The 24,472-nt window shown below is 57.4% G+C and carries 7 protein-coding genes; all 7 read left to right on the top strand.

Features of this window, described 5'->3' with window-relative positions; translation table 11 throughout:
• Positions 1-60 precede the first annotated feature (60 nt).
• The 7 genes from ABTP35_RS08600 (at position 61) to ABTP35_RS08570 (ending at position 24,338) form a co-directional block, all read left to right on the top strand.
• On the top strand, positions 61-3,027 hold the full coding sequence (locus ABTP35_RS08600; RefSeq protein WP_375334177.1) for a hypothetical protein: 2,967 nt from the start codon (positions 61-63) through the stop codon (positions 3,025-3,027).
• A 1,768-nt stretch (positions 3,028-4,795) separates the two neighbouring features.
• Complete coding sequence (locus ABTP35_RS08595) at positions 4,796-13,141, top strand: beta strand repeat-containing protein (RefSeq protein ID WP_375334176.1); 8,346 nt, start codon at positions 4,796-4,798, stop codon at positions 13,139-13,141.
• 3,228 nt (positions 13,142-16,369) lie between these two features.
• Entirely contained in the window at positions 16,370-18,556 is a 2,187-nt protein-coding gene (locus ABTP35_RS08590) for a hypothetical protein (RefSeq protein WP_375334175.1), read from the top strand.
• A 2,280-nt stretch (positions 18,557-20,836) separates the two neighbouring features.
• On the top strand, positions 20,837-21,784 hold the full coding sequence (locus tag ABTP35_RS08585) for a type IX secretion system membrane protein PorP/SprF (protein WP_293297258.1): 948 nt from the start codon (positions 20,837-20,839) through the stop codon (positions 21,782-21,784).
• 24 nt (positions 21,785-21,808) lie between these two features.
• Positions 21,809-22,810 carry a hypothetical protein gene (locus ABTP35_RS08580; RefSeq protein ID WP_293297260.1) on the top strand — a complete coding sequence of 334 codons (1,002 nt, stop codon included), beginning with the start codon at positions 21,809-21,811 and terminating at the stop codon, positions 22,808-22,810.
• Positions 22,811-23,024: 214 nt separating this feature from the next.
• On the top strand, positions 23,025-23,396 hold the full coding sequence (locus ABTP35_RS08575; protein ID WP_293297263.1) for a hypothetical protein: 372 nt from the start codon (positions 23,025-23,027) through the stop codon (positions 23,394-23,396).
• 276 nt (positions 23,397-23,672) lie between these two features.
• Positions 23,673-24,338 (top strand): hypothetical protein, encoded by a 666-nt coding sequence (locus ABTP35_RS08570; protein WP_293297265.1) that lies wholly within the window; start codon positions 23,673-23,675, stop codon positions 24,336-24,338.
• The last annotated feature ends 134 nt before the right edge of the window (positions 24,339-24,472 follow it).

Genomic DNA, 24,472 nt, shown 5'->3' with positions numbered 1-24,472 from the left:
ATCCAAATCTAGAACCTTGTTTCCTATTAAGGAAAATATTGGCTCAAAAACTACTTGCTTATGACAAGATTTCTACATTCTTCAATAAATAAATCAAACACTGAAAACCTTCTTTCAGTCTGGGTAAGGGAAAGGCCTGTTCGTTTTGCAATAATCCTTTTCACCATATTTTTTGGACAACAGGTATCTGCTCAACAACTAGATACCTGGTTCACTGCAGACAGAGCTATCAACGTTAATCCAATACCCGTTGGAAGCGTACATCTTTTCACCCCCTATGCACCAGCGGATGGCACACCTGTGAACATTTGGTATGATTTTGTTGATTTTACACCACAGGATGGTGTTCCACATCCCAATCCGGCAGATTATCCTTCGGCTCCCCCTGTAGGTTTTGATTATCCATTTGGCACGGATGGGGTAGACTTTTTATCACCAATCGGATCCCGAGCAGGAATTCCAACATTGAGAAGAGATATAATGAATTTCAATCCAGCAGTTGAATTTGACGGAAGCGGAAACGGGGAAGCTTTACATTTTAGATCAAATTCAAGGAATGAAATTGCAGTATTCATTGTGTTCCAAGGTGCTGGAGCAGGGAATAATGCAGAAGAACAACGCCTCCTATTCGGGGGAGATATAGATGTTCACCCCAACAGCCTGTCCAATCTATCCTTAGGGGTTTCTGCAGGAAATAGATTTTCAGTCGGCAGGACTTGGGATTCTGACGGTGGCGGTTACTTTCAATCCGGATCTATAGATTTACAACAAAGACCGACCATAGCCACATTTGTACGGGATATTGTTGAACCTTTGGGTTCAGAACAAGAGCAGCTTGAAACCTGGGTGAATGGTCTCCCTGATATCAATGTTACAAGAAATCATCCTACTTCAGAAAGTGAGTTATTTGTATATAATCGTTTAGGAAAGCACTTCAATAGTAACGATCCAAACAGAAACTTTACCGGTTACATCGCTGAAGTCCTTTTGCTCGATACTCCAGCTGAAATAAACCTGGTCGATGCGATTGAAAGAACCCAGAGTTATCTGGCTATTAAATACGGTATCACGCTAAATGAGACCGGAGGCTTGGGCAGTATTAATGGAAACACGTCATTTTATTATTTGGCTGCCGACGGTTCAATTATTTGGGATTGGGATATTAATAGCCCCTATAATTATGACATAGCTGGTATAGGAAAGGATAGATTTGATGACATAGACAATACACCTGGGCCATATAACCCTACCGATAGCTACTTTGATATAAAATATCGTTACAACCTATATCAACGTATTTCAAAAAGTGTCAATCCTGAAGCAATCGTAACCGTTTCTACAAATTCGAATTTCGCCACAGATAATTTAGATGATACCAGAACTGCGATAGACACAGGACCTTCATCATTTTCTACACGTCATAATTATCTTATCTGGGGCAATGATCGGGCCAGTATACTTTCAACCAATGCCGAACTCCCTGATGGTGGAGCCACGGTTACTGAAAGAATATCTAGGGAATGGAAAGTTCAAATGTCCAGGTCAAGCTTTGCAGATGACCCTATTCAAGGAGTGAGTGTACGTGTGGAACTTTCTGGTTCAGATATTCCCTTAACAGACCCATGCGCATTACATTTGATGATAGACACAGATGGTGATGGCGATTTCACCACAGGCTCTATTACCTACATTCCAGCAACCAGCATAGTAGGTACTGATGCTTTTTTTGATAATGTTGATTTTGAAGATCGGGATGTATTTAGTATCGGTTACGGTGACTTTGAGCCACCAACAGCAAGCAATCCTCCGACTGTTACGGTATGCGATACGGTACCGGCCCCTGACCCTTCTATCGTTACAGATGAAGATGATAACTGTGCAGTAGCTAGTGTTGTACACTTTGCCGACCTTTCAGATTTAGGGACAAACCCAGAAATAATTACCCGAACCTACAGAATTACAGATACTTCGGGCAATTTTACAGATGTACAGCAAACAATCAATGTTTATACATCTCCCGATGCGGGGACAGACGCGCCCATTGCCATATGTACCGGCAACGGGGCATCGACCGACCTGTTCGCAGCACTTGGGGGCGCAGATGCGGGAGGCACATGGAACGATGACGATGCCTCGGGCGCAGACCTTTCCGACCCTACGGACGTGGACTTCTCAGCAATCGGCCCGGGGATATACGATTTCACATACACCATCCCGGCAACCGGGGGATGCCCCGCGGACGCAGCGACCGTGACCGTCACCATCACAGACCAGCCCCTCGCGGGGACAGACGCGCCCATTGCCATATGTACCGGCAACGGGGCATCGACCGACCTGTTCGCAGCACTTGGGGGCGCAGATGCGGGAGGCACATGGAACGATGACGATGCCTCGGGCGCAGACCTTTCCGACCCTACGGACGTGGACTTCTCAGCAATCGGCCCGGGGATATACGATTTCACATACACCATCCCGGCAACCGGGGGATGCCCCGCGGACGCAGCGACCGTGACCGTCACCATCACAGACCAGCCCCTCGCGGGGACAGACGCGCCCATTGCCATATGTACCGGCAACGGGGCATCGACCGACCTGTTCGCAGCACTTGGGGGCGCAGATGCGGGAGGCACATGGAACGATGACGATGCCTCGGGCGCAGACCTTTCCGACCCTACGGACGTGGACTTCTCAGCAATCGGCCCGGGGATATACGATTTCACATACACCATCCCGGCAACCGGGGGATGCCCCGCGGACGCAGCGACCGTGACCGTCACCATCACAGACCAGCCCCTCGCGGGGACAGACGCGCCATTGCCATATGTACCGGCAACGGGGCATCGACCGACCTGTTCGCAGCACTTGGGGGCGCAGATGCGGGAGGCACATGGAACGATGACGATGCCTCGGGCGCAGACCTTTCCGACCCTACGGACGTGGACTTCTCAGCAATCGGCCCGGGGATATACGATTTCACATACACCATCCCGGCAACCGGGGGATGCCCCGCGGACGCAGCGACCGTGACCGTCACCATCACAGACCAGCCCCTCGCGGGGACAGACGCGCCCATTGCCATATGTACCGGCAACGGGGCATCGACCGACCTGTTCGCAGCACTTGGGGGCGCAGATGCGGGAGGCACATGGAACGATGACGATGCCTCGGGCGCAGACCTTTCCGACCCTACGGACGTGGACTTCTCAGCAATCGGCCCGGGGATATACGATTTCACATACACCATCCCGGCAACCGGGGGATGCCCCGCGGACGCAGCGACCGTGACCGTCACCATCACAGACCAGCCCCTCGCGGGGACAGACGCGCCCATTGCCATATGTACCGGCAACGGGGCATCGACCGACCTGTTCGCAGCACTTGGGGGCGCAGATGCGGGAGGCACATGGAACGATGACGATGCCTCGGGCGCAGACCTTTCCGACCCTACGGACGTGGACTTCTCAGCAATCGGCCCGGGGATATACGATTTCACATACACCATCCCGGCAACCGGGGGATGCCCCGCGGACGCAGCGACCGTGACCGTCACCATCACAGACCAGCCCCTCGCGGGGACAGACGCGCCCATTGCCATATGTACCGGCAACGGGGCATCGACCGACCTGTTCGCAGCACTTGGGGGCGCAGATCACATGGAACGATGACGATGCCTCGGGCGCAGACCTTTCCGACCCTACGGACGTGGACTTCTCAGCAATCGGCCCGGGGATATACGATTTCACATACACCATCCCGGCAACCGGGGGATGCCCCGCGGACGCAGCGACCGTGACCGTCACCATCACAGACCAGCCCCTCGCGGGGACAGACGCGCCCATTGCCATATGTACCGGCAACGGGGCATCGACCGACCTGTTCGCAGCACTTGGGGGCGCAGATGCGGGAGGCACATGGAACGATGACGATGCCTCGGGCGCAGACCTTTCCGACCCTACGGACGTGGACTTCTCAGCAATCGGCCCGGGGATATACGATTTCACATACACCATCCCGGCAACCGGGGGATGCCCCGCGGACGCAGCGACCGTGACCGTCACCATCACAGACCAGCCCCTCGCGGGGACAGACGCGCCCATTGCCATATGTACCGGCAACGGGGCATCGACCGACCTGTTCGCAGCACTTGGGGGCGCAGATGCGGGAGGCACATGGAACGATGACGATGCCTCGGGCGCAGACCTTTCCGACCCTACGGACGTGGACTTCTCAGCAATCGGCCCGGGGATATACGATTTCACATACACCATCCCGGCAACCGGGGGATGCCCCGCGGACGCAGCGACCGTGACCGTCACCATCACAGACCAGCCCCTCGCGGGGACAGACGCGCCCATTGCCATATGTACCGGCAACGGGGCATCGACCGACCTGTTCGCAGCACTTGGGGGCGCAGATGCGGGAGGCACATGGAACGATGACGATGCCTCGGGCGCAGACCTTTCCGACCCTACGGACGTGGACTTCTCAGCAATCGGCCCGGGGATATACGATTTCACATACACCATCCCGGCAACCGGGGGATGCCCCGCGGACGCAGCGACCGTGACCGTCACCATCACAGACCAGCCCCTCGCGGGGACAGACGCGCCCATTGCCATATGTACCGGCAACGGGGCATCGACCGACTGTTGTTCGCATGGAGCACGATTGGGGGCGCAGATGCATACACCATCCCGGCAACCGGGGGATGCCCCGCGGACGCACACCGTGGAACAGATGACGATGCCTCGGGCGCAGACCTTTCCGAGATGCCCTGACGACAGACCTTTCCGACGTGGACTTCTCAGCAATCGGCCCGGGGATATACGATTTCACATACACCATCCCGGCAACCGGGGGATGCCCCGCGGACGCAGCGACCGTGACCGTCACCATCACAGACCAGCCCCTCGCGGGGACAGACGCGCCCATTGCCATATGTACCGGCAACGGGGCATCGACCGACCTGTTCGCAGCACTTGGGGGCGCAGATGCGGGAGGCACATGGAACGATGACGATGCCTCGGGCGCAGACCTTTCCGACCCTACGGACGTGGACTTCTCAGCAATCGGCCCGGGGATATACGATTTCACATACACCATCCCGGCAACCGGGGGATGCCCCGCGGACGCAGCGACCGTGACCGTCACCATCACAGACCAGCCCCTCGCGGGGACAGACGCGCCCATTGCCATATGTACCGGCAACGGGGCATCGACCGACCTGTTCGCAGCACTTGGGGGCGCAGATGCGGGAGGCACATGGAACGATGACGATGCCTCGGGCGCAGACCTTTCCGACCCTACGGACGTGGACTTCTCAGCAATCGGCCCGGGGATATACGATTTCACATACACCATCCCGGCAACCGGGGGATGCCCCGCGGACGCAGCGACCGTGACCGTCACCATCACAGACCAGCCCCTCGCGGGGACAGACGCGCCCATTGCCATATGTACCGGCAACGGGGCATCGACCGACCTGTTCGCAGCACTTGGGGGCGCAGATGCGGGAGGCACATGGAACGATGACGATGCCTCGGGCGCAGACCTTTCCGACCCTACGGACGTGGACTTCTCAGCAATCGGCCCGGGGATATACGATTTCACATACACCATCCCGGCAACCGGGGGATGCCCCGCGGACGCAGCGACCGTGACCGTCACCATCACAGACCAGCCCCTCGCGGGGACAGACGCGCCCATTGCCATATGTACCGGCAACGGGGCATCGACCGACCTGTTCGCAGCACTTGGGGGCGCAGATGCGGGAGGCACATGGAACGATGACGATGCCTCGGGCGCAGACCTTTCCGACCCTACGGACGTGGACTTCTCAGCAATCGGCCCGGGGATATACGATTTCACATACACCATCCCGGCAACCGGGGGATGCCCCGCGGACGCAGCGACCGTGACCGTCACCATCACAGACCAGCCCCTCGCGGGGACAGACGCGCCCATTGCCATATGTACCGGCAACGGGGCATCGACCGACCTGTTCGCAGCACTTGGGGGCGCAGATGCGGGAGGCACATGGAACGATGACGATGCCTCGGGCGCAGACCTTTCCGACCCTACGGACGTGGACTTCTCAGCAATCGGCCCGGGGATATACGATTTCACATACACCATCCCGGCAACCGGGGGATGCCCCGCGGACGCAGCGACCGTGACCGTCACCATCACAGACCAGCCCCTCGCGGGGACAGACGCGCCCATTGCCATATGTACCGGCAACGGGGCATCGACCGACCTGTTCGCAGCACTTGGGGGCGCAGATGCGGGAGGCACATGGAACGATGACGATGCCTCGGGCGCAGACCTTTCCGACCCTACGGACGTGGACTTCTCAGCAATCGGCCCGGGGATATACGATTTCACATACACCATCCCGGCAACCGGGGGATGCCCCGCGGACGCAGCGACCGTGACCGTCACCATCACAGACCAGCCCCTCGCGGGGACAGACGCGCCCATTGCCATATGTACCGGCAACGGGGCATCGACCGACCTGTTCGCAGCACTTGGGGGCGCAGATGCGGGAGGCACATGGAACGATGACGATGCCTCGGGCGCAGACCTTTCCGACCCTACGGACGTGGACTTCTCAGCAATCGGCCCGGGGATATACGATTTCACATACACCATCCCGGCAACCGGGGGATGCCCCGCGGACGCAGCGACCGTGACCGTCACCATCACAGACCAGCCCCTCGCGGGGACAGACGCGCCCATTGCCATATGTACCGGCAACGGGGCATCGACCGACCTGTTCGCAGCACTTGGGGGCGCAGATGCGGGAGGCACATGGAACGATGACGATGCCTCGGGCGCAGACCTTTCCGACCCTACGGACGTGGACTTCTCAGCAATCGGCCCGGGGATATACGATTTCACATACACCATCCCGGCAACCGGGGGATGCCCCGCGGACGCAGCGACCGTGACCGTCACCATCACAGACCAGCCCCTCGCGGGGACAGACGCGCCCATTGCCATATGTACCGGCAACGGGGCATCGACCGACCTGTTCGCAGCACTTGGGGGCGCAGATGCGGGAGGCACATGGAACGATGACGATGCCTCGGGCGCAGACCTTTCCGACCCTACGGACGTGGACTTCTCAGCAATCGGCCCGGGGATATACGATTTCACATACACCATCCCGGCAACCGGGGGATGCCCCGCGGACGCAGCGACCGTGACCGTCACCATCACAGACCAGCCCCTCGCGGGGACAGACGCGCCCATTGCCATATGTACCGGCAACGGGGCATCGACCGACCTGTTCGCAGCACTTGGGGGCGCAGATGCGGGAGGCACATGGAACGATGACGATGCCTCGGGCGCAGACCTTTCCGACCCTACGGACGTGGACTTCTCAGCAATCGGCCCGGGGATATACGATTTCACATACACCATCCCGGCAACCGGGGGATGCCCCGCGGACGCAGCGACCGTGACCGTCACCATCACAGACCAGCCCCTCGCGGGGACAGACGCGCCCATTGCCATATGTACCGGCAACGGGGCATCGACCGACCTGTTCGCAGCACTTGGGGGCGCAGATGCGGGAGGCACATGGAACGATGACGATGCCTCGGGCGCAGACCTTTCCGACCCTACGGACGTGGACTTCTCAGCAATCGGCCCGGGGATATACGATTTCACATACACCATCCCGGCAACCGGGGGATGCCCCGCGGACGCAGCGACCGTGACCGTCACCATCACAGACCAGCCCCTCGCGGGGACAGACGCGCCCATTGCCATATGTACCGGCAACGGGGCATCGACCGACCTGTTCGCAGCACTTGGGGGCGCAGATGCGGGAGGCACATGGAACGATGACGATGCCTCGGGCGCAGACCTTTCCGACCCTACGGACGTGGACTTCTCAGCAATCGGCCCGGGGATATACGATTTCACATACACCATCCCGGCAACCGGGGGATGCCCCGCGGACGCAGCGACCGTGACCGTCACCATCACAGACCAGCCCCTCGCGGGGACAGACGCGCCCATTGCCATATGTACCGGCAACGGGGCATCGACCGACCTGTTCGCAGCACTTGGGGGCGCAGATGCGGGAGGCACATGGAACGATGACGATGCCTCGGGCGCAGACCTTTCCGACCCTACGGACGTGGACTTCTCAGCAATCGGCCCGGGGATATACGATTTCACATACACCATCCCGGCAACCGGGGGATGCCCCGCGGACGCAGCGACCGTGACCGTCACCATCACAGACCAGCCCCTCGCGGGGACAGACGCGCCCATTGCCATATGTACCGGCAACGGGGCATCGACCGACCTGTTCGCAGCACTTGGGGGCGCAGATGCGGGAGGCACATGGAACGATGACGATGCCTCGGGCGCAGACCTTTCCGACCCTACGGACGTGGACTTCTCAGCAATCGGCCCGGGGATATACGATTTCACATACACCATCCCGGCAACCGGGGGATGCCCCGCGGACGCAGCGACCGTGACCGTCACCATCACAGACCAGCCCCTCGCGGGGACAGACGCGCCCATTGCCATATGTACCGGCAACGGGGCATCGACCGACCTGTTCGCAGCACTTGGGGGCGCAGATGCGGGAGGCACATGGAACGATGACGATGCCTCGGGCGCAGACCTTTCCGACCCTACGGACGTGGACTTCTCAGCAATCGGCCCGGGGATATACGATTTCACATACACCATCCCGGCAACCGGGGGATGCCCCGCGGACGCAGCGACCGTGACCGTCACCATCACAGACCAGCCCCTCGCGGGGACAGACGCGCCCATTGCCATATGTACCGGCAACGGGGCATCGACCGACCTGTTCGCAGCACTTGGGGGCGCAGATGCGGGAGGCACATGGAACGATGACGATGCCTCGGGCGCAGACCTTTCCGACCCTACGGACGTGGACTTCTCAGCAATCGGCCCGGGGATATACGATTTCACATACACCATCCCGGCAACCGGGGGATGCCCCGCGGACGCAGCGACCGTGACCGTCACCATCACAGACCAGCCCCTCGCGGGGACAGACGCGCCCATTGCCATATGTACCGGCAACGGGGCATCGACCGACCTGTTCGCAGCACTTGGGGGCGCAGATGCGGGAGGCACATGGAACGATGACGATGCCTCGGGCGCAGACCTTTCCGACCCTACGGACGTGGACTTCTCAGCAATCGGCCCGGGGATATACGATTTCACATACACCATCCCGGCAACCGGGGGATGCCCCGCGGACGCAGCGACCGTGACCGTCACCATCACAGACCAGCCCCTCGCGGGGACAGACGCGCCCATTGCCATATGTACCGGCAACGGGGCATCGACCGACCTGTTCGCAGCACTTGGGGGCGCAGATGCGGGAGGCACATGGAACGATGACGATGCCTCGGGCGCAGACCTTTCCGACCCTACGGACGTGGACTTCTCAGCAATCGGCCCGGGGATATACGATTTCACATACACCATCCCGGCAACCGGGGGATGCCCCGCGGACGCAGCGACCGTGACCGTCACCATCACAGACCAGCCCCTCGCGGGGACAGACGCGCCCATTGCCATATGTACCGGCAACGGGGCATCGACCGACCTGTTCGCAGCACTTGGGGGCGCAGATGCGGGAGGCACATGGAACGATGACGATGCCTCGGGCGCAGACCTTTCCGACCCTACGGACGTGGACTTCTCAGCAATCGGCCCGGGGATATACGATTTCACATACACCATCCCGGCAACCGGGGGATGCCCCGCGGACGCAGCGACCGTGACCGTCACCATCACAGACCAGCCCCTCGCGGGGACAGACGCGCCCATTGCCATATGTACCGGCAACGGGGCATCGACCGACCTGTTCGCAGCACTTGGGGGCGCAGATGCGGGAGGCACATGGAACGATGACGATGCCTCGGGCGCAGACCTTTCCGACCCTACGGACGTGGACTTCTCAGCAATCGGCCCGGGGATATACGATTTCACATACACCATCCCGGCAACCGGGGGATGCCCCGCGGACGCAGCGACCGTGACCGTCACCATCACAGACCAGCCCCTCGCGGGGACAGACGCGCCCATTGCCATATGTACCGGCAACGGGGCATCGACCGACCTGTTCGCAGCACTTGGGGGCGCAGATGCGGGAGGCACATGGAACGATGACGATGCCTCGGGCGCAGACCTTTCCGACCCTACGGACGTGGACTTCTCAGCAATCGGCCCGGGGATATACGATTTCACATACACCATCCCGGCAACCGGGGGATGCCCCGCGGACGCAGCGACCGTGACCGTCACCATCACAGACCAGCCCCTCGCGGGGACAGACGCGCCCATTGCCATATGTACCGGCAACGGGGCATCGACCGACCTGTTCGCAGCACTTGGGGGCGCAGATGCGGGAGGCACATGGAACGATGACGATGCCTCGGGCGCAGACCTTTCCGACCCTACGGACGTGGACTTCTCAGCAATCGGCCCGGGGATATACGATTTCACATACACCATCCCGGCAACCGGGGGATGCCCCGCGGACGCAGCGACCGTGACCGTCACCATCACAGACCAGCCCCTCGCGGGGACAGACGCGCCCATTGCCATATGTACCGGCAACGGGGCATCGACCGACCTGTTCGCAGCACTTGGGGGCGCAGATGCGGGAGGCACATGGAACGATGACGATGCCTCGGGCGCAGACCTTTCCGACCCTACGGACGTGGACTTCTCAGCAATCGGCCCGGGGATATACGATTTCACATACACCATCCCGGCAACCGGGGGATGCCCCGCGGACGCAGCGACCGTGACCGTCACCATCACAGACCAGCCCCTCGCGGGGACAGACGCGCCCATTGCCATATGTACCGGCAACGGGGCATCGACCGACCTGTTCGCAGCACTTGGGGGCGCAGATGCGGGAGGCACATGGAACGATGACGATGCCTCGGGCGCAGACCTTTCCGACCCTACGGACGTGGACTTCTCAGCAATCGGCCCGGGGATATACGATTTCACATACACCATCCCGGCAACCGGGGGATGCCCCGCGGACGCAGCGACCGTGACCGTCACCATCACAGACCAGCCCCTCGCGGGGACAGACGCGCCCATTGCCATATGTACCGGCAACGGGGCATCGACCGACCTGTTCGCAGCACTTGGGGGCGCAGATGCGGGAGGCACATGGAACGATGACGATGCCTCGGGCGCAGACCTTTCCGACCCTACGGACGTGGACTTCTCAGCAATCGGCCCGGGGATATACGATTTCACATACACCATCCCGGCAACCGGGGGATGCCCCGCGGACGCAGCGACCGTGACCGTCACCATCACAGACCAGCCCCTCGCGGGGACAGACGCGCCCATTGCCATATGTACCGGCAACGGGGCATCGACCGACCTGTTCGCAGCACTTGGGGGCGCAGATGCGGGAGGCACATGGAACGATGACGATGCCTCGGGCGCAGACCTTTCCGACCCTACGGACGTGGACTTCTCAGCAATCGGCCCGGGGATATACGATTTCACATACACCATCCCGGCAACCGGGGGATGCCCCGCGGACGCAGCGACCGTGACCGTCACCATCACAGACCAGCCCCTCGCGGGGACAGACGCGCCCATTGCCATATGTACCGGCAACGGGGCATCGACCGACCTGTTCGCAGCACTTGGGGGCGCAGATGCGGGAGGCACATGGAACGATGACGATGCCTCGGGCGCAGACCTTTCCGACCCTACGGACGTGGACTTCTCAGCAATCGGCCCGGGGATATACGATTTCACATACACCATCCCGGCAACCGGGGGATGCCCCGCGGACGCAGCGACCGTGACCGTCACCATCACAGACCAGCCCCTCGCGGGGACAGACGCGCCCATTGCCATATGTACCGGCAACGGGGCATCGACCGACCTGTTCGCAGCACTTGGGGGCGCAGATGCGGGAGGCACATGGAACGATGACGATGCCTCGGGCGCAGACCTTTCCGACCCTACGGACGTGGACTTCTCAGCAATCGGCCCGGGGATATACGATTTCACATACACCATCCCGGCAACCGGGGGATGCCCCGCGGACGCAGCGACCGTGACCGTCACCATCACAGACCAGCCCCTCGCGGGGACAGACGCGCCCATTGCCATATGTACCGGCAACGGGGCATCGACCGACCTGTTCGCAGCACTTGGGGGCGCAGATGCGGGAGGCACATGGAACGATGACGATGCCTCGGGCGCAGACCTTTCCGACCCTACGGACGTGGACTTCTCAGCAATCGGCCCGGGGATATACGATTTCACATACACCATCCCGGCAACCGGGGGATGCCCCGCGGACGCAGCGACCGTGACCGTCACCATCACAGACCAGCCCCTCGCGGGGACAGACGCGCCCATTGCCATATGTACCGGCAACGGGGCATCGACCGACCTGTTCGCAGCACTTGGGGGCGCAGATGCGGGAGGCACATGGAACGATGACGATGCCTCGGGCGCAGACCTTTCCGACCCTACGGACGTGGACTTCTCAGCAATCGGCCCGGGGATATACGATTTCACATACACCATCCCGGCAACCGGGGGATGCCCCGCGGACGCAGCGACCGTGACCGTCACCATCACAGACCAGCCCCTCGCGGGGACAGACGCGCCCATTGCCATATGTACCGGCAACGGGGCATCGACCGACCTGTTCGCAGCACTTGGGGGCGCAGATGCGGGAGGCACATGGAACGATGACGATGCCTCGGGCGCAGACCTTTCCGACCCTACGGACGTGGACTTCTCAGCAATCGGCCCGGGGATATACGATTTCACATACACCATCCCGGCAACCGGGGGATGCCCCGCGGACGCAGCGACCGTGACCGTCACCATACAGACCAGCCCCTCGCGGGGACAGACGCGCCCATTGCCATATGTACCGGCAACGGGGCATCGACCGACCTGTTCGCAGCACTTGGGGGCGCAGATGCGGGAGGCACATGGAACGATGACGATGCCTCGGGCGCAGACCTTTCCGACCCTACGGACGTGGACTTCTCAGCAATCGGCCCGGGGATATACGATTTCACATACACCATCCCGGCAACCGGGGGATGCCCCGCGGACGCAGCGACCGTGACCGTCACCATCACAGACCAGCCCCTCGCGGGGACAGACGCGCCCATTGCCATATGTACCGGCAACGGGGCATCGACCGACCTGTTCGCAGCACTTGGGGGCGCAGATGCGGGAGGCACATGGAACGATGACGATGCCTCGGGCGCAGACCTTTCCGACCCTACGGACGTGGACTTCTCAGCAATCGGCCCGGGGATATACGATTTCACATACACCATCCCGGCAACCGGGGGATGCCCCGCGGACGCAGCGACCGTGACCGTCACCATCACAGACCAGCCCCTCGCGGGGACAGACGCGCCCATTGCCATATGTACCGGCAACGGGGCATCGACCGACCTGTTCGCAGCACTTGGGGGCGCAGATGCGGGAGGCACATGGAACGATGACGATGCCTCGGGCGCAGACCTTTCCGACCCTACGGACGTGGACTTCTCAGCAATCGGCCCGGGGATATACGATTTCACATACACCATCCCGGCAACCGGGGGATGCCCCGCGGACGCAGCGACCGTGACCGTCACCATCACAGACCAGCCCCTCGCGGGGACAGACGCGCCCATTGCCATATGTACCGGCAACGGGGCATCGACCGACCTGTTCGCAGCACTTGGGGGCGCAGATGCGGGAGGCACATGGAACGATGACGATGCCTCGGGCGCAGACCTTTCCGACCCTACGGACGTGGACTTCTCAGCAATCGGCCCGGGGATATACGATTTCACATACACCATCCCGGCAACCGGGGGATGCCCCGCGGACGCAGCGACCGTGACCGTCACCATCACAGACCAGCCCCTCGCGGGGACAGACGCGCCCATTGCCATATGTACCGGCAACGGGGCATCGACCGACCTGTTCGCAGCACTTGGGGGCGCAGATGCGGGAGGCACATGGAACGATGACGATGCCTCGGGCGCAGACCTTTCCGACCCTACGGACGTGGACTTCTCAGCAATCGGCCCGGGGATATACGATTTCACATACACCATCCCGGCAACCGGGGGATGCCCCGCGGACGCAGCGACCGTGACCGTCACCATCACAGACCAGCCCCTCGCGGGGACAGACGCGCCCATTGCCATATGTACCGGCAACGGGGCATCGACCGACCTGTTCGCAGCACTTGGGGGCGCAGATGCGGGAGGCACATGGAACGATGACGATGCCTCGGGCGCAGACCTTTCCGACCCTACGGACGTGGACTTCTCAGCAATCGGCCCGGGGATATACGATTTCACATACACCATCCCGGCAACCGGGGGATGCCCCGCGGACGCAGCGACCGTGACCGTCACCATCACAGACCAGCCCCTCGCGGGGACAGACGCGCCCATTGCCATATGTACCGGCAACGGGGCATCGACCGACCTGTTCGCAGCACTTGGGGGCGCAGATGCGGGAGGCACATGGAACGATGACGATGCCTCGGGCGCAGACCTTTCCGACCCTACGGACGTGGACTTCTCAGCAATCGGCCCGGGGATATACGATTTCACATACACCATCCCGGCAACCGGGGGATGCCCCGCGGACGCAGCGACCGTGACCGTCACCATCACAGACCAGCCCCTCGCGGGGACAGACGCGCCCATTGCCATATGTACCGGCAACGGGGCATCGACCGACCTGTTCGCAGCACTTGGGGGCGCAGATGCGGGAGGCACATGGAACGATGACGATGCCTCGGGCGCAGACCTTTCCGACCCTACGGACGTGGACTTCTCAGCAATCGGCCCGGGGATATACGATTTCACATACACCATCCCGGCAACCGGGGGATGCCCCGCGGACGCAGCGACCGTGACCGTCACCATCACAGACCAGCCCCTCGCGGGGACAGACGCGCCCATTGCCATATGTACCGGCAACGGGGCATCGACCGACCTGTTCGCAGCACTTGGGGGCGCAGATGCGGGAGGCACATGGAACGATGACGATGCCTCGGGCGCAGACCTTTCCGACCCTACGGACGTGGACTTCTCAGCAATCGGCCCGGGGATATACGATTTCACATACACCATCCCGGCAACCGGGGGATGCCCCGCGGACGCAGCGACCGTGACCGTCACCATCACAGACCAGCCCCTCGCGGGGACAGACGCGCCCATTGCCATATGTACCGGCAACGGGGCATCGACCGACCTGTTCGCAGCACTTGGGGGCGCAGATGCGGGAGGCACATGGAACGATGACGATGCCTCGGGCGCAGACCTTTCCGACCCTACGGACGTGGACTTCTCAGCAATCGGCCCGGGGATATACGATTTCACATACACCATCCCGGCAACCGGGGGATGCCCCGCGGACGCAGCGACCGTGACCGTCACCATCACAGACCAGCCCCTCGCGGGGACAGACGCGCCCATTGCCATATGTACCGGCAACGGGGCATCGACCGACCTGTTCGCAGCACTTGGGGGCGCAGATGCGGGAGGCACATGGAACGATGACGATGCCTCGGGCGCAGACCTTTCCGACCCTACGGACGTGGACTTCTCAGCAATCGGCCCGGGGATATACGATTTCACATACACCATCCCGGCAACCGGGGGATGCCCCGCGGACGCAGCGACCGTGACCGTCACCATCACAGACCAGCCCCTCGCGGGGACAGACGCGCCCATTGCCATATGTACCGGCAACGGGGCATCGACCGACCTGTTCGCAGCACTTGGGGGCGCAGATGCGGGAGGCACATGGAACGATGACGATGCCTCGGGCGCAGACCTTTCCGACCCTACGGACGTGGACTTCTCAGCAATCGGCCCGGGGATATACGATTTCACATACACCATCCCGGCAACCGGGGGATGCCCCGCGGACGCAGCGACCGTGACCGTCACCATCACAGACCAGCCCCTCGCGGGGACAGACGCGCCCATTGCCATATGTACCGGCAACGGGGCATCGACCGACCTGTTCGCAGCACTTGGGGGCGCAGATGCGGGAGGCACATGGAACGATGACGATGCCTCGGGCGCAGACCTTTCCGACCCTACGGACGTGGACTTCTCAGCAATCGGCCCGGGGATATACGATTTCACATACACCATCCCGGCAACCGGGGGATGCCCCGCGGACGCAGCGACCGTGACCGTCACCATCACAGACCAGCCCCTCGCGGGGACAGACGCGCCCATTGCCATATGTACCGGCAACGGGGCATCGACCGACCTGTTCGCAGCACTTGGGGGCGCAGATGCGGGAGGCACATGGAACGATGACGATGCCTCGGGCGCAGACCTTTCCGACCCTACGGACGTGGACTTCAGCAATCGGCCCGGGGATATACGATTTCACATACACCATCCCGGCAACCGGGGGATGCCCCGCGGACGCAGCGACCGTGACCGTCACCATCACAGACCAGCCCCTCGCGGGGACAGACGCGCCCATTGCCATATGTACCGGCAACGGGGCATCGACCGACCTGTTCGCAGCACTTGGGGGCGCAGATGCGGGAGGCACATGGAACGATGACGATGCCTCGGGCGCAGACCTTTCCGACCCTACGGACGTGGACTTCTCAGCAATCGGCCCGGGGATATACGATTTCACATACACCATCCCGGCAACCGGGGGATGCCCCGCGGACGCAGCGACCGTGACCGTCACCATCACAGACCAGCCCCTCGCGGGGACAGACGCGCCCATTGCCATATGTACCGGCAACGGGGCATCGACCGACCTGTTCGCAGCACTTGGGGGCGCAGATGCGGGAGGCACATGGAACGATGACGATGCCTCGGGCGCAGACCTTTCCGACCCTACGGACGTGGACTTCTCAGCAATCGGCCCGGGGATATACGATTTCACATACACCATCCCGGCAACCGGGGGATGCCCCGCGGACGCAGCGACCGTGACCGTCACCATCACAGACCAGCCCCTCGCGGGGACAGACGCGCCCATTGCCATATGTACCGGCAACGGGGCATCGACCGACCTGTTCGCAGCACTTGGGGGCGCAGATGCGGGAGGCACATGGAACGATGACGATGCCTCGGGCGCAGACCTTTCCGACCCTACGGACGTGGACTTCTCAGCAATCGGCCCGGGGATATACGATTTCACATACACCATCCCGGCAACCGGGGGATGCCCCGCGGACGCAGCGACCGTGACCGTCACCATCACAGACCAGCCCCTCGCGGGGACAGACGCGCCCATTGCCATATGTACCGGCAACGGGGCATCGACCGACCTGTTCGCAGCACTTGGGGGCGCAGATGCGGGAGGCACATGGAACGATGACGATGCCTCGGGCGCAGACCTTTCCGACCCTACGGACGTGGACTTCTCAGCAATCGGCCCGGGGATATACGATTTCACATACACCATCCCGGCAACCGGGGGATGCCCCGCGGACGCAGCGACCGTGACCGTCACCATCACAGACCAGCCCCTCGCGGGGACAGACGCGCCCATTGCCATATGTACCGGCAACGGGGCATCGACCGACCTGTTCGCAGCACTTGGGGGCGCAGATGCGGGAGGCACATGGAACGATGACGATGCCTCGGGCGCAGACCTTTCCGACCCTACGGACGTGGACTTCTCAGCAATCGGCCCGGGGATATACGATTTCACATACACCATCCCGGCAACCGGGGGATGCCCCGCGGACGCAGCGACCGTGACCGTCACCATCACAGACCAGCCCCTCGCGGGGACAGACGCGCCCATTGCCATATGTACCGGCAACGGGGCATCGACCGACCTGTTCGCAGCACTTGGGGGCGCAGATGCGGGAGGCACATGGAACGATGACGATGCCTCGGGCGCAGACCTTTCCGACCCTACGGACGTGGACTTCTCAGCAATCGGCCCGGGGATATACGATTTCACATACACCATCCCGGCAACCGGGGGATGCCCCGCGGACGCAGCGACCGTGACCGTCACCATCACAGACCAGCCCATCGCGGGGACAGACGCGCCCATTGCCATATGTACCGGCAACGGGGCATCGACCGACCTGTTCGCAGCACTTGGGGGCGCAGATGCGGGAGGCACATGGAACGATGACGATGCCTCGGGCGCAGACCTTTCCGACCCTACGGACGTGGACTTCTCAGCAATCGGCCCGGGGATATACGATTTCACATACACCATCCCGGCAACCGGGGGATGCCCCGCGGACGCAGCGACCGTGACCGTCACCATCACAGACCAGCCCTCGCGGGGACAGACGCGCCCATTGCCATATGTACCGGCAACGGGGCATCGACCGACCTGTTCGCAGCACTTGGGGGCGCAGATGCGGGAGGCACATGGAACGATGACGATGCCTCGGGCGCAGACCTTTCCGACCCTACGGACGTGGACTTCTCAGCAATCGGCCCGGGGATATACGATTTCACATACACCATCCCGGCAACCGGGGGATGCCCCGCGGACGCAGCGACCGTGACCGTCACCATCACAGACCAGCCCCTCGCGGGGACAGACGCGCCCATTGCCATATGTACCGGCAACGGGGCATCGACCGACCTGTTCGCAGCACTTGGGGGCGCAGATGCGGGAGGCACATGGAACGATGACGATGCCTCGGGCGCAGACCTTTCCGACCCTACGGACGTGGACTTCTCAGCAATCGGCCCGGGGATATACGATTTCACATACACCATCCCGGCAACCGGGGGATGCCCCGCGGACGCAGCGACCGTGACCGTCACCATCACAGACCAGCCCCTCGCGGGGACAGACGCGCCCATTGCCATATGTACCGGCAACGGGGCATCGACCGACCTGTTCGCAGCACTTGGGGGCGCAGATGCGGGAGGCACATGGAACGATGACGATGACGATGCCTCGGGCGCAGACCTTTCCGACCCTACGGACGTGGACTTCTCAGCAATCGGCCCGGGGATATACGATTTCACATACACCATCCCGGCAACCGGGGGATGCCCCGCGGACGCAGCGACCGTGACCGTCACCATCACAGACCAGCCCCTCGCGGGGACAGACGCGCCCATTGCCATATGTACCGGCAACGGGGCATCGACCGACCTGTTCGCAGCACTTGGGGGCGCAGATGCGGGAGGCACATGGAACGATGACGATGCCTCGGGCGCAGACCTTTCCGACCCTACGGACGTGGACTTCTCAGCAATCGGCCCGGGGATATACGATTTCACATACACCATCCCGGCAACCGGGGGATGCCCCGCGGACGCAGCGACCGTGACCGTCACCATCACAGACCAGCCCCTCGCGGGGACAGACGCGCCCATTGCCATATGTACCGGCAACGGGGCATCGACCGACCTGTTCGCAGCACTTGGGGGCGCAGATGCGGACCTGTTCGCAGCACTTGGGGGCGCAGATGCGGGAGGCACATGGAACGATGACGATGCCTCGGGCGCAGACCTTTCCGACCCTACGGACGTGGACTTCTCAGCAATCGGCCCGGGGATATACGATTTCACATACACCATCCCGGCAACCGGGGGATGCCCCGCGGACGCAGCGACCGTGACCGTCACCATCACAGACCAGCCCGATGCAGATGCTCCAGTCGATGTACAAGTATGTGATTCCTATACATTGCCTGAATTAACGAATGGAAACTACTTTACTGGAAATGGTGGTACAGGAACACCATTGTTTGAAGGGGATGTAATAAACACATCTCAGACCATTTTTGTGTTTAGTCCTGGGCAAGGGAATTGTCCGGATGCAGAGCAGAGTTTTGAGGTAACCATAACTAGATTTAGTGTTTCCATTAATGTTGAGGATGAAACCTGTTGGGAAAGTGATAATGGCTCCGTTTCTGTAACCATTGGAAACGCAGATTTACCTGTTACTGTTCAACTTAACAATATGGAGCCAATGGTTTTCAATTCAAATTCTTTCTCCATAGACAATCTGTCTCCTGGAAATTACGAAATGAGCGTAATTGATGACACGGGTTGTGAAACCAATACAGGTTTCAGTATTCAACCTGGCGGAGCTAATCTTGGTGGTTCGGTTGATGTAATGTATTCGTGTGATGCTAACCTTCCATCAAACAGCATTACAGTGACTTTAGCCGACCCATCAGTGAGCAATGATGTGCTCTATGCGCTAGACTCCACTGATCCGAATGATTTTACTCTAAGCCCTGATTTTGAGAATATCAGCCCTGGCGACCATAGCTTATTCATAATGGACAACAATGGTTGTATGGGTGAGATTCCATTTGAGGTTGAAAGCTTTGAACCATTGGAATTATCGCTTACCAGCGAATATGTGAATCAGATTACTGCAAATGTTACTGGAGGTACCGCGCCTTATACCTATTATTTTGAAGATAATAGCGGAACTGATTCCAACACTTATACCATTACCCGAAGCGGAACCTTTACCGTAAGGGTTGTGGACAGCAATGGTTGTGATGTTTTTGAAAGTACAACAATGAATTTGATGGAAATAACCATTCCGAATTTTTTCACTCCCAACAATGATGGGCAAAATGATTTTTGGAAACCTAGGAATACAGCAGGGTTCCCCGATATTGAAACATACATTTTTGATAGATATGGAAGGAAAATATGGGTTATAGGGCCTCTGGACCAAGGTTGGGACGGCACCTACGAATCCAGACCTCTTCCATCTGGAGATTACTGGTACATTGTTAAACTGAACGATGGTACCGGACGAGAATACGTAGGGAATTTTACCCTATACCGTTAAACATGATAATACAATGAGAAAAACTCTAATCTATGCAATGTTGATGAGCACTATATACACTTACGGACAGGAGCTGACCATCCCACAGTTGTCCCAATACCTAGCGGACAATCCTTTTATAATGTCTCCCACCTATGCGGGCATCGGAAACTTTGTAAAGGTTAGGATGAACGGACTCACACAATGGGTTGGAATAAGGGATGCTCCTGATACCCAGTCGCTATCTGCAGATGTTCGGTTGGGCAACAGGTCGGGGATTGGATTGTTGATGTACAACGATTCCAACGGGGAAACCAAGCAACGTGGTGCAAAAATTGCCTTTGCACACCATTTGACCTTGGATAAATATGAAGGAAATTATCTTTCGCTAGCCCTTTCCTTTAACCTGAACCAATTTCGTATTGATATTGAAAATTTTGAAGACGGAGACCTTGATTTTGCGGTAACTGACGACCGAGCTTCCAGCAACCCTAATTTTGACCTTGGAGCATTATACCGGCGGGGGGAATTTTATTTGAGCCTGAATGTGTCCAACATTTTCAATAAGGACTTTAATAAGTTCAACCCTATTCTTGAGCCAAATACGTTGAGAAACTATTACCTCTATTCTGGGTATAGTTTTAGGAAAAACAGAAGGGCAGATTTTGAAATTGAACCTTCTGTACTCTTTCAATATTTTGAAAGTGATGGCAGATCGATCACCGACGTAAATACCAAATTTAAATGGTATGACTTCTTGGACTACTATTATGCCGGCTTTACCTATCGCTTTTTGAACGATCAACTGGGTAGTCCCCTTTATTTGGCTCCAATGATAGGCCTCAAAAAAGGTGATTTCTACTTTGGATATAGCTACCAAATCATAGCCAATGAAATTTTAGGGTATTCACAGGGAACCCATGTAATCACCTTAGGGGTAGATTTATTTCAAGGAATTTCAAATTGCTCCTGTACCTATTGAACGAACACTTAAAGACTTTAGTAAATGAAAAAGATTATTAAAAATTTCAAGATTGTCCTTTCGGCTACAACCATCTTAGTATTTTTCTCTTGTAGTGAAGATGGAAATCCTTTTGGGCAACCTTCGAACAATGAACCCGTAGTGCTAAAAAGCGAATCAAAAGATACTCTAGTGTATACCAAGGTTGGGGATGCTTCCATACCTGTTTACATTTCAATACCCAAAGGTTGTGATATGGAAGATTATCCCGCGGTCATGGTACTCCATGGTTCTGATGGTATGTGGTTGGACCATGATGCTAGCAAAGGCCAAATGTCAGGGCAATTTACGGAATGGAAAAACCTACTTAACAGCAATTGTATTGCAGCTGTTTTTGTAGATAGTTATTCCGGGCGTGGCGTAAAAACAAGGACTGGAAAATGGACCACCGCTCCGGACAACTTTAAGATCAGCTCCCAATTTATTAGACCAAGGGATGCGAATGCGGTCCTTAAACTAGTACAGGAAGTTAAGTTCAGTGATGGGCGGTACACATTTCGCAAAAAACAAATCGCGTTGCTGGGTTTTTCTGATGGCGCAAGTGCCGTGGCATCCACCTTGTACGATACAGCTATTACTCCAGAAGGGTGGGAGTGGAAACAAACCTTTGATGGCCAGTCCTATGACACCAACTCTGGTGTAATTCCTCCCGAACCCATGCCTGTTGAAGGTTTTGCCGGTGGGGTTTTCTACTACGGTGGTTCTGGGGCATTCAACTACTATGGTAAAAGTCCCTGTAGTGAAGACGCCTTGGAAGGGAATATATTTCAACCGTACGCCCCTATGCTCTATCAAATTCCGTCAGAAGGATATCTGAGCGAAAATACGCTTTGTCAGATAAATCTTTTACAAGAAAAGGACTTGCCCGTAGAATTTAAGATTTATACGGGTGTGGGCCATGGATTCGATTTTGAAGACAATAACAAAAGAATAATTGCAAGAACCAATGCCATAACTTGGTATAAAAAAATCTTTGATATGGATTAATTGTATTTAAATGAGAAATGTTAAACCTGATCAACACTATCGAAATTACTTACCAACCTCCCCTAGCGTTTCGGTTGCCACTAATCAACATGTATCAAACTTTCATGTTTGTTCGAACAGAATCTAGAAACGCTACCTAAACCTCAAACATTATTAATTGAACCAATAAACCCAGAAGTGGGACCAAATCAGAACACCTAAAACATAATCTACGATGAAAGGGAAATTTTTGGAAAAATGGATTTTAGACCTGGTAAAATCAGAATACGAATTTGGAAAAATACCAAAACACGCTTCTTATAAACTGAAGGAGCGAATGGATGACTTCATCGAAGTGACCATTGAGTGGATGGACAATGAGAACAACAACCACAAAATAGTTTACCATGCCAGGTCCTACGGAAAAATGAAAGTGAACAGCAGTCTTGAAATTGCCAAGGACCCTGTTTTTGAGCTTGAAAACTATTACACCTTAGAAATCCACACTTATATCAACCATATAAAAAGAAACTATAGTACACGAAAAATAGCCAATTATGATGTAATGGGTGTAATCGGCCAAATTGAAAAGACCGACAAAAAATAAATTACATAAATGCGTAGAGAACCTATAGAAGGATAAATCCTTTAAACATGGCTATACGAGTTCATATATATTATTTGGTGGCAGGCTTTAATTGACCTGGTCTCGACTGGGGTGCAAGCAATTGTTGTATTTCGTCTATAAAATACACCATTATACCGAGTAATTCCCATACGTCAATTGGAAACACCCATACGTAAATTGACACACAAAAGACTCATTATTAATTTGTTATTTAGGGATGAAAAAAATCCCAAGTTTTAAAATAAAACATTTGACATGCATATATTAACCATTATTTGGACACTTCTTTGCGCTGCGGTAATCATTGGGTATCCCATTTACCTAATCAATAAATCCAACACAATGATCAAGAGCCATCATAAACTTTATCGCCCTTCGACGCCGAACACTGTGGAACTATTATCTTTTGATATTAGAGAACAGTTACCGGGATGGTCTTTTACTTTGGACGTACCCCAGATAACCGAAACCATATTGCGGAACAATCCTATATTATTCTATCTGGAATCGGAGGACTCTTGTCTAAAACTCCCCTTGAACAATGCTGCAATGGGATATAAGGTAAATGTATATAAGAATGTGGGCAAGGTTTATGTCACTTTCAAATCAATAAAAGATGGGGTATCCAATTTTTACGTTCCCACTTGGCACTTAAAAAAGTTGAAAGTTTTAATCATTAAATCAAAGGATAAAAGAGTTTATGGTGATTGGGAAGCTGGTTCTAAAAGATCGTCAATCCACAAAAACTTGAAAAATTCAGGTATCAATATCAACGATTATGAAGATGTACTGGGCTATTTCAGCAATATAACTACCATTGATTTTAAAGGACATTTTATAGCCAAAATGCCGGATAAAAAATTCAAGTTTGGTTCAAAATTGATTGAAAATGGGCATAATGAACTTTGTCATTCTGCTTAAGATGGTAAGGAACTACCAAATTAGTATTCCCCTTTGGTTCAAATTGGGGTAATAATCCAAATTAAAATTCCACTTATTCGGACACCTATAAACTCAAAAAGGTCATTCATAAATCCAAACACCGCATACATCAA

The organism is Flagellimonas alginilytica, assembly GCF_042134605.1.
Classification (GTDB): domain Bacteria; phylum Bacteroidota; class Bacteroidia; order Flavobacteriales; family Flavobacteriaceae; genus Flagellimonas; species Flagellimonas alginolytica.
This window is presented reverse-complemented; position numbering and strand designations above follow the sequence as displayed.

Bases quoted from the DNA above. Each gene is read 5' to 3' on its own strand.
- ABTP35_RS08580 (WP_293297260.1), top strand. From the start codon at position 21,809: ATGAAAAAGATTATTAAAAATTTCAAGATTGTCCTTTCGGCTACAACC.
- ABTP35_RS08590 (WP_375334175.1), top strand. From the start codon at position 16,370: ATGCCTCGGGCGCAGACCTTTCCGACCCTACGGACGTGGACTTCAGCA.
- ABTP35_RS08570 (WP_293297265.1), top strand. From the start codon at position 23,673: ATGCATATATTAACCATTATTTGGACACTTCTTTGCGCTGCGGTAATC.
- ABTP35_RS08585 (WP_293297258.1), top strand. From the start codon at position 20,837: ATGAGAAAAACTCTAATCTATGCAATGTTGATGAGCACTATATACACT.
- ABTP35_RS08575 (WP_293297263.1), top strand. From the start codon at position 23,025: ATGAAAGGGAAATTTTTGGAAAAATGGATTTTAGACCTGGTAAAATCA.
- ABTP35_RS08600 (WP_375334177.1), top strand. From the start codon at position 61: ATGACAAGATTTCTACATTCTTCAATAAATAAATCAAACACTGAAAAC.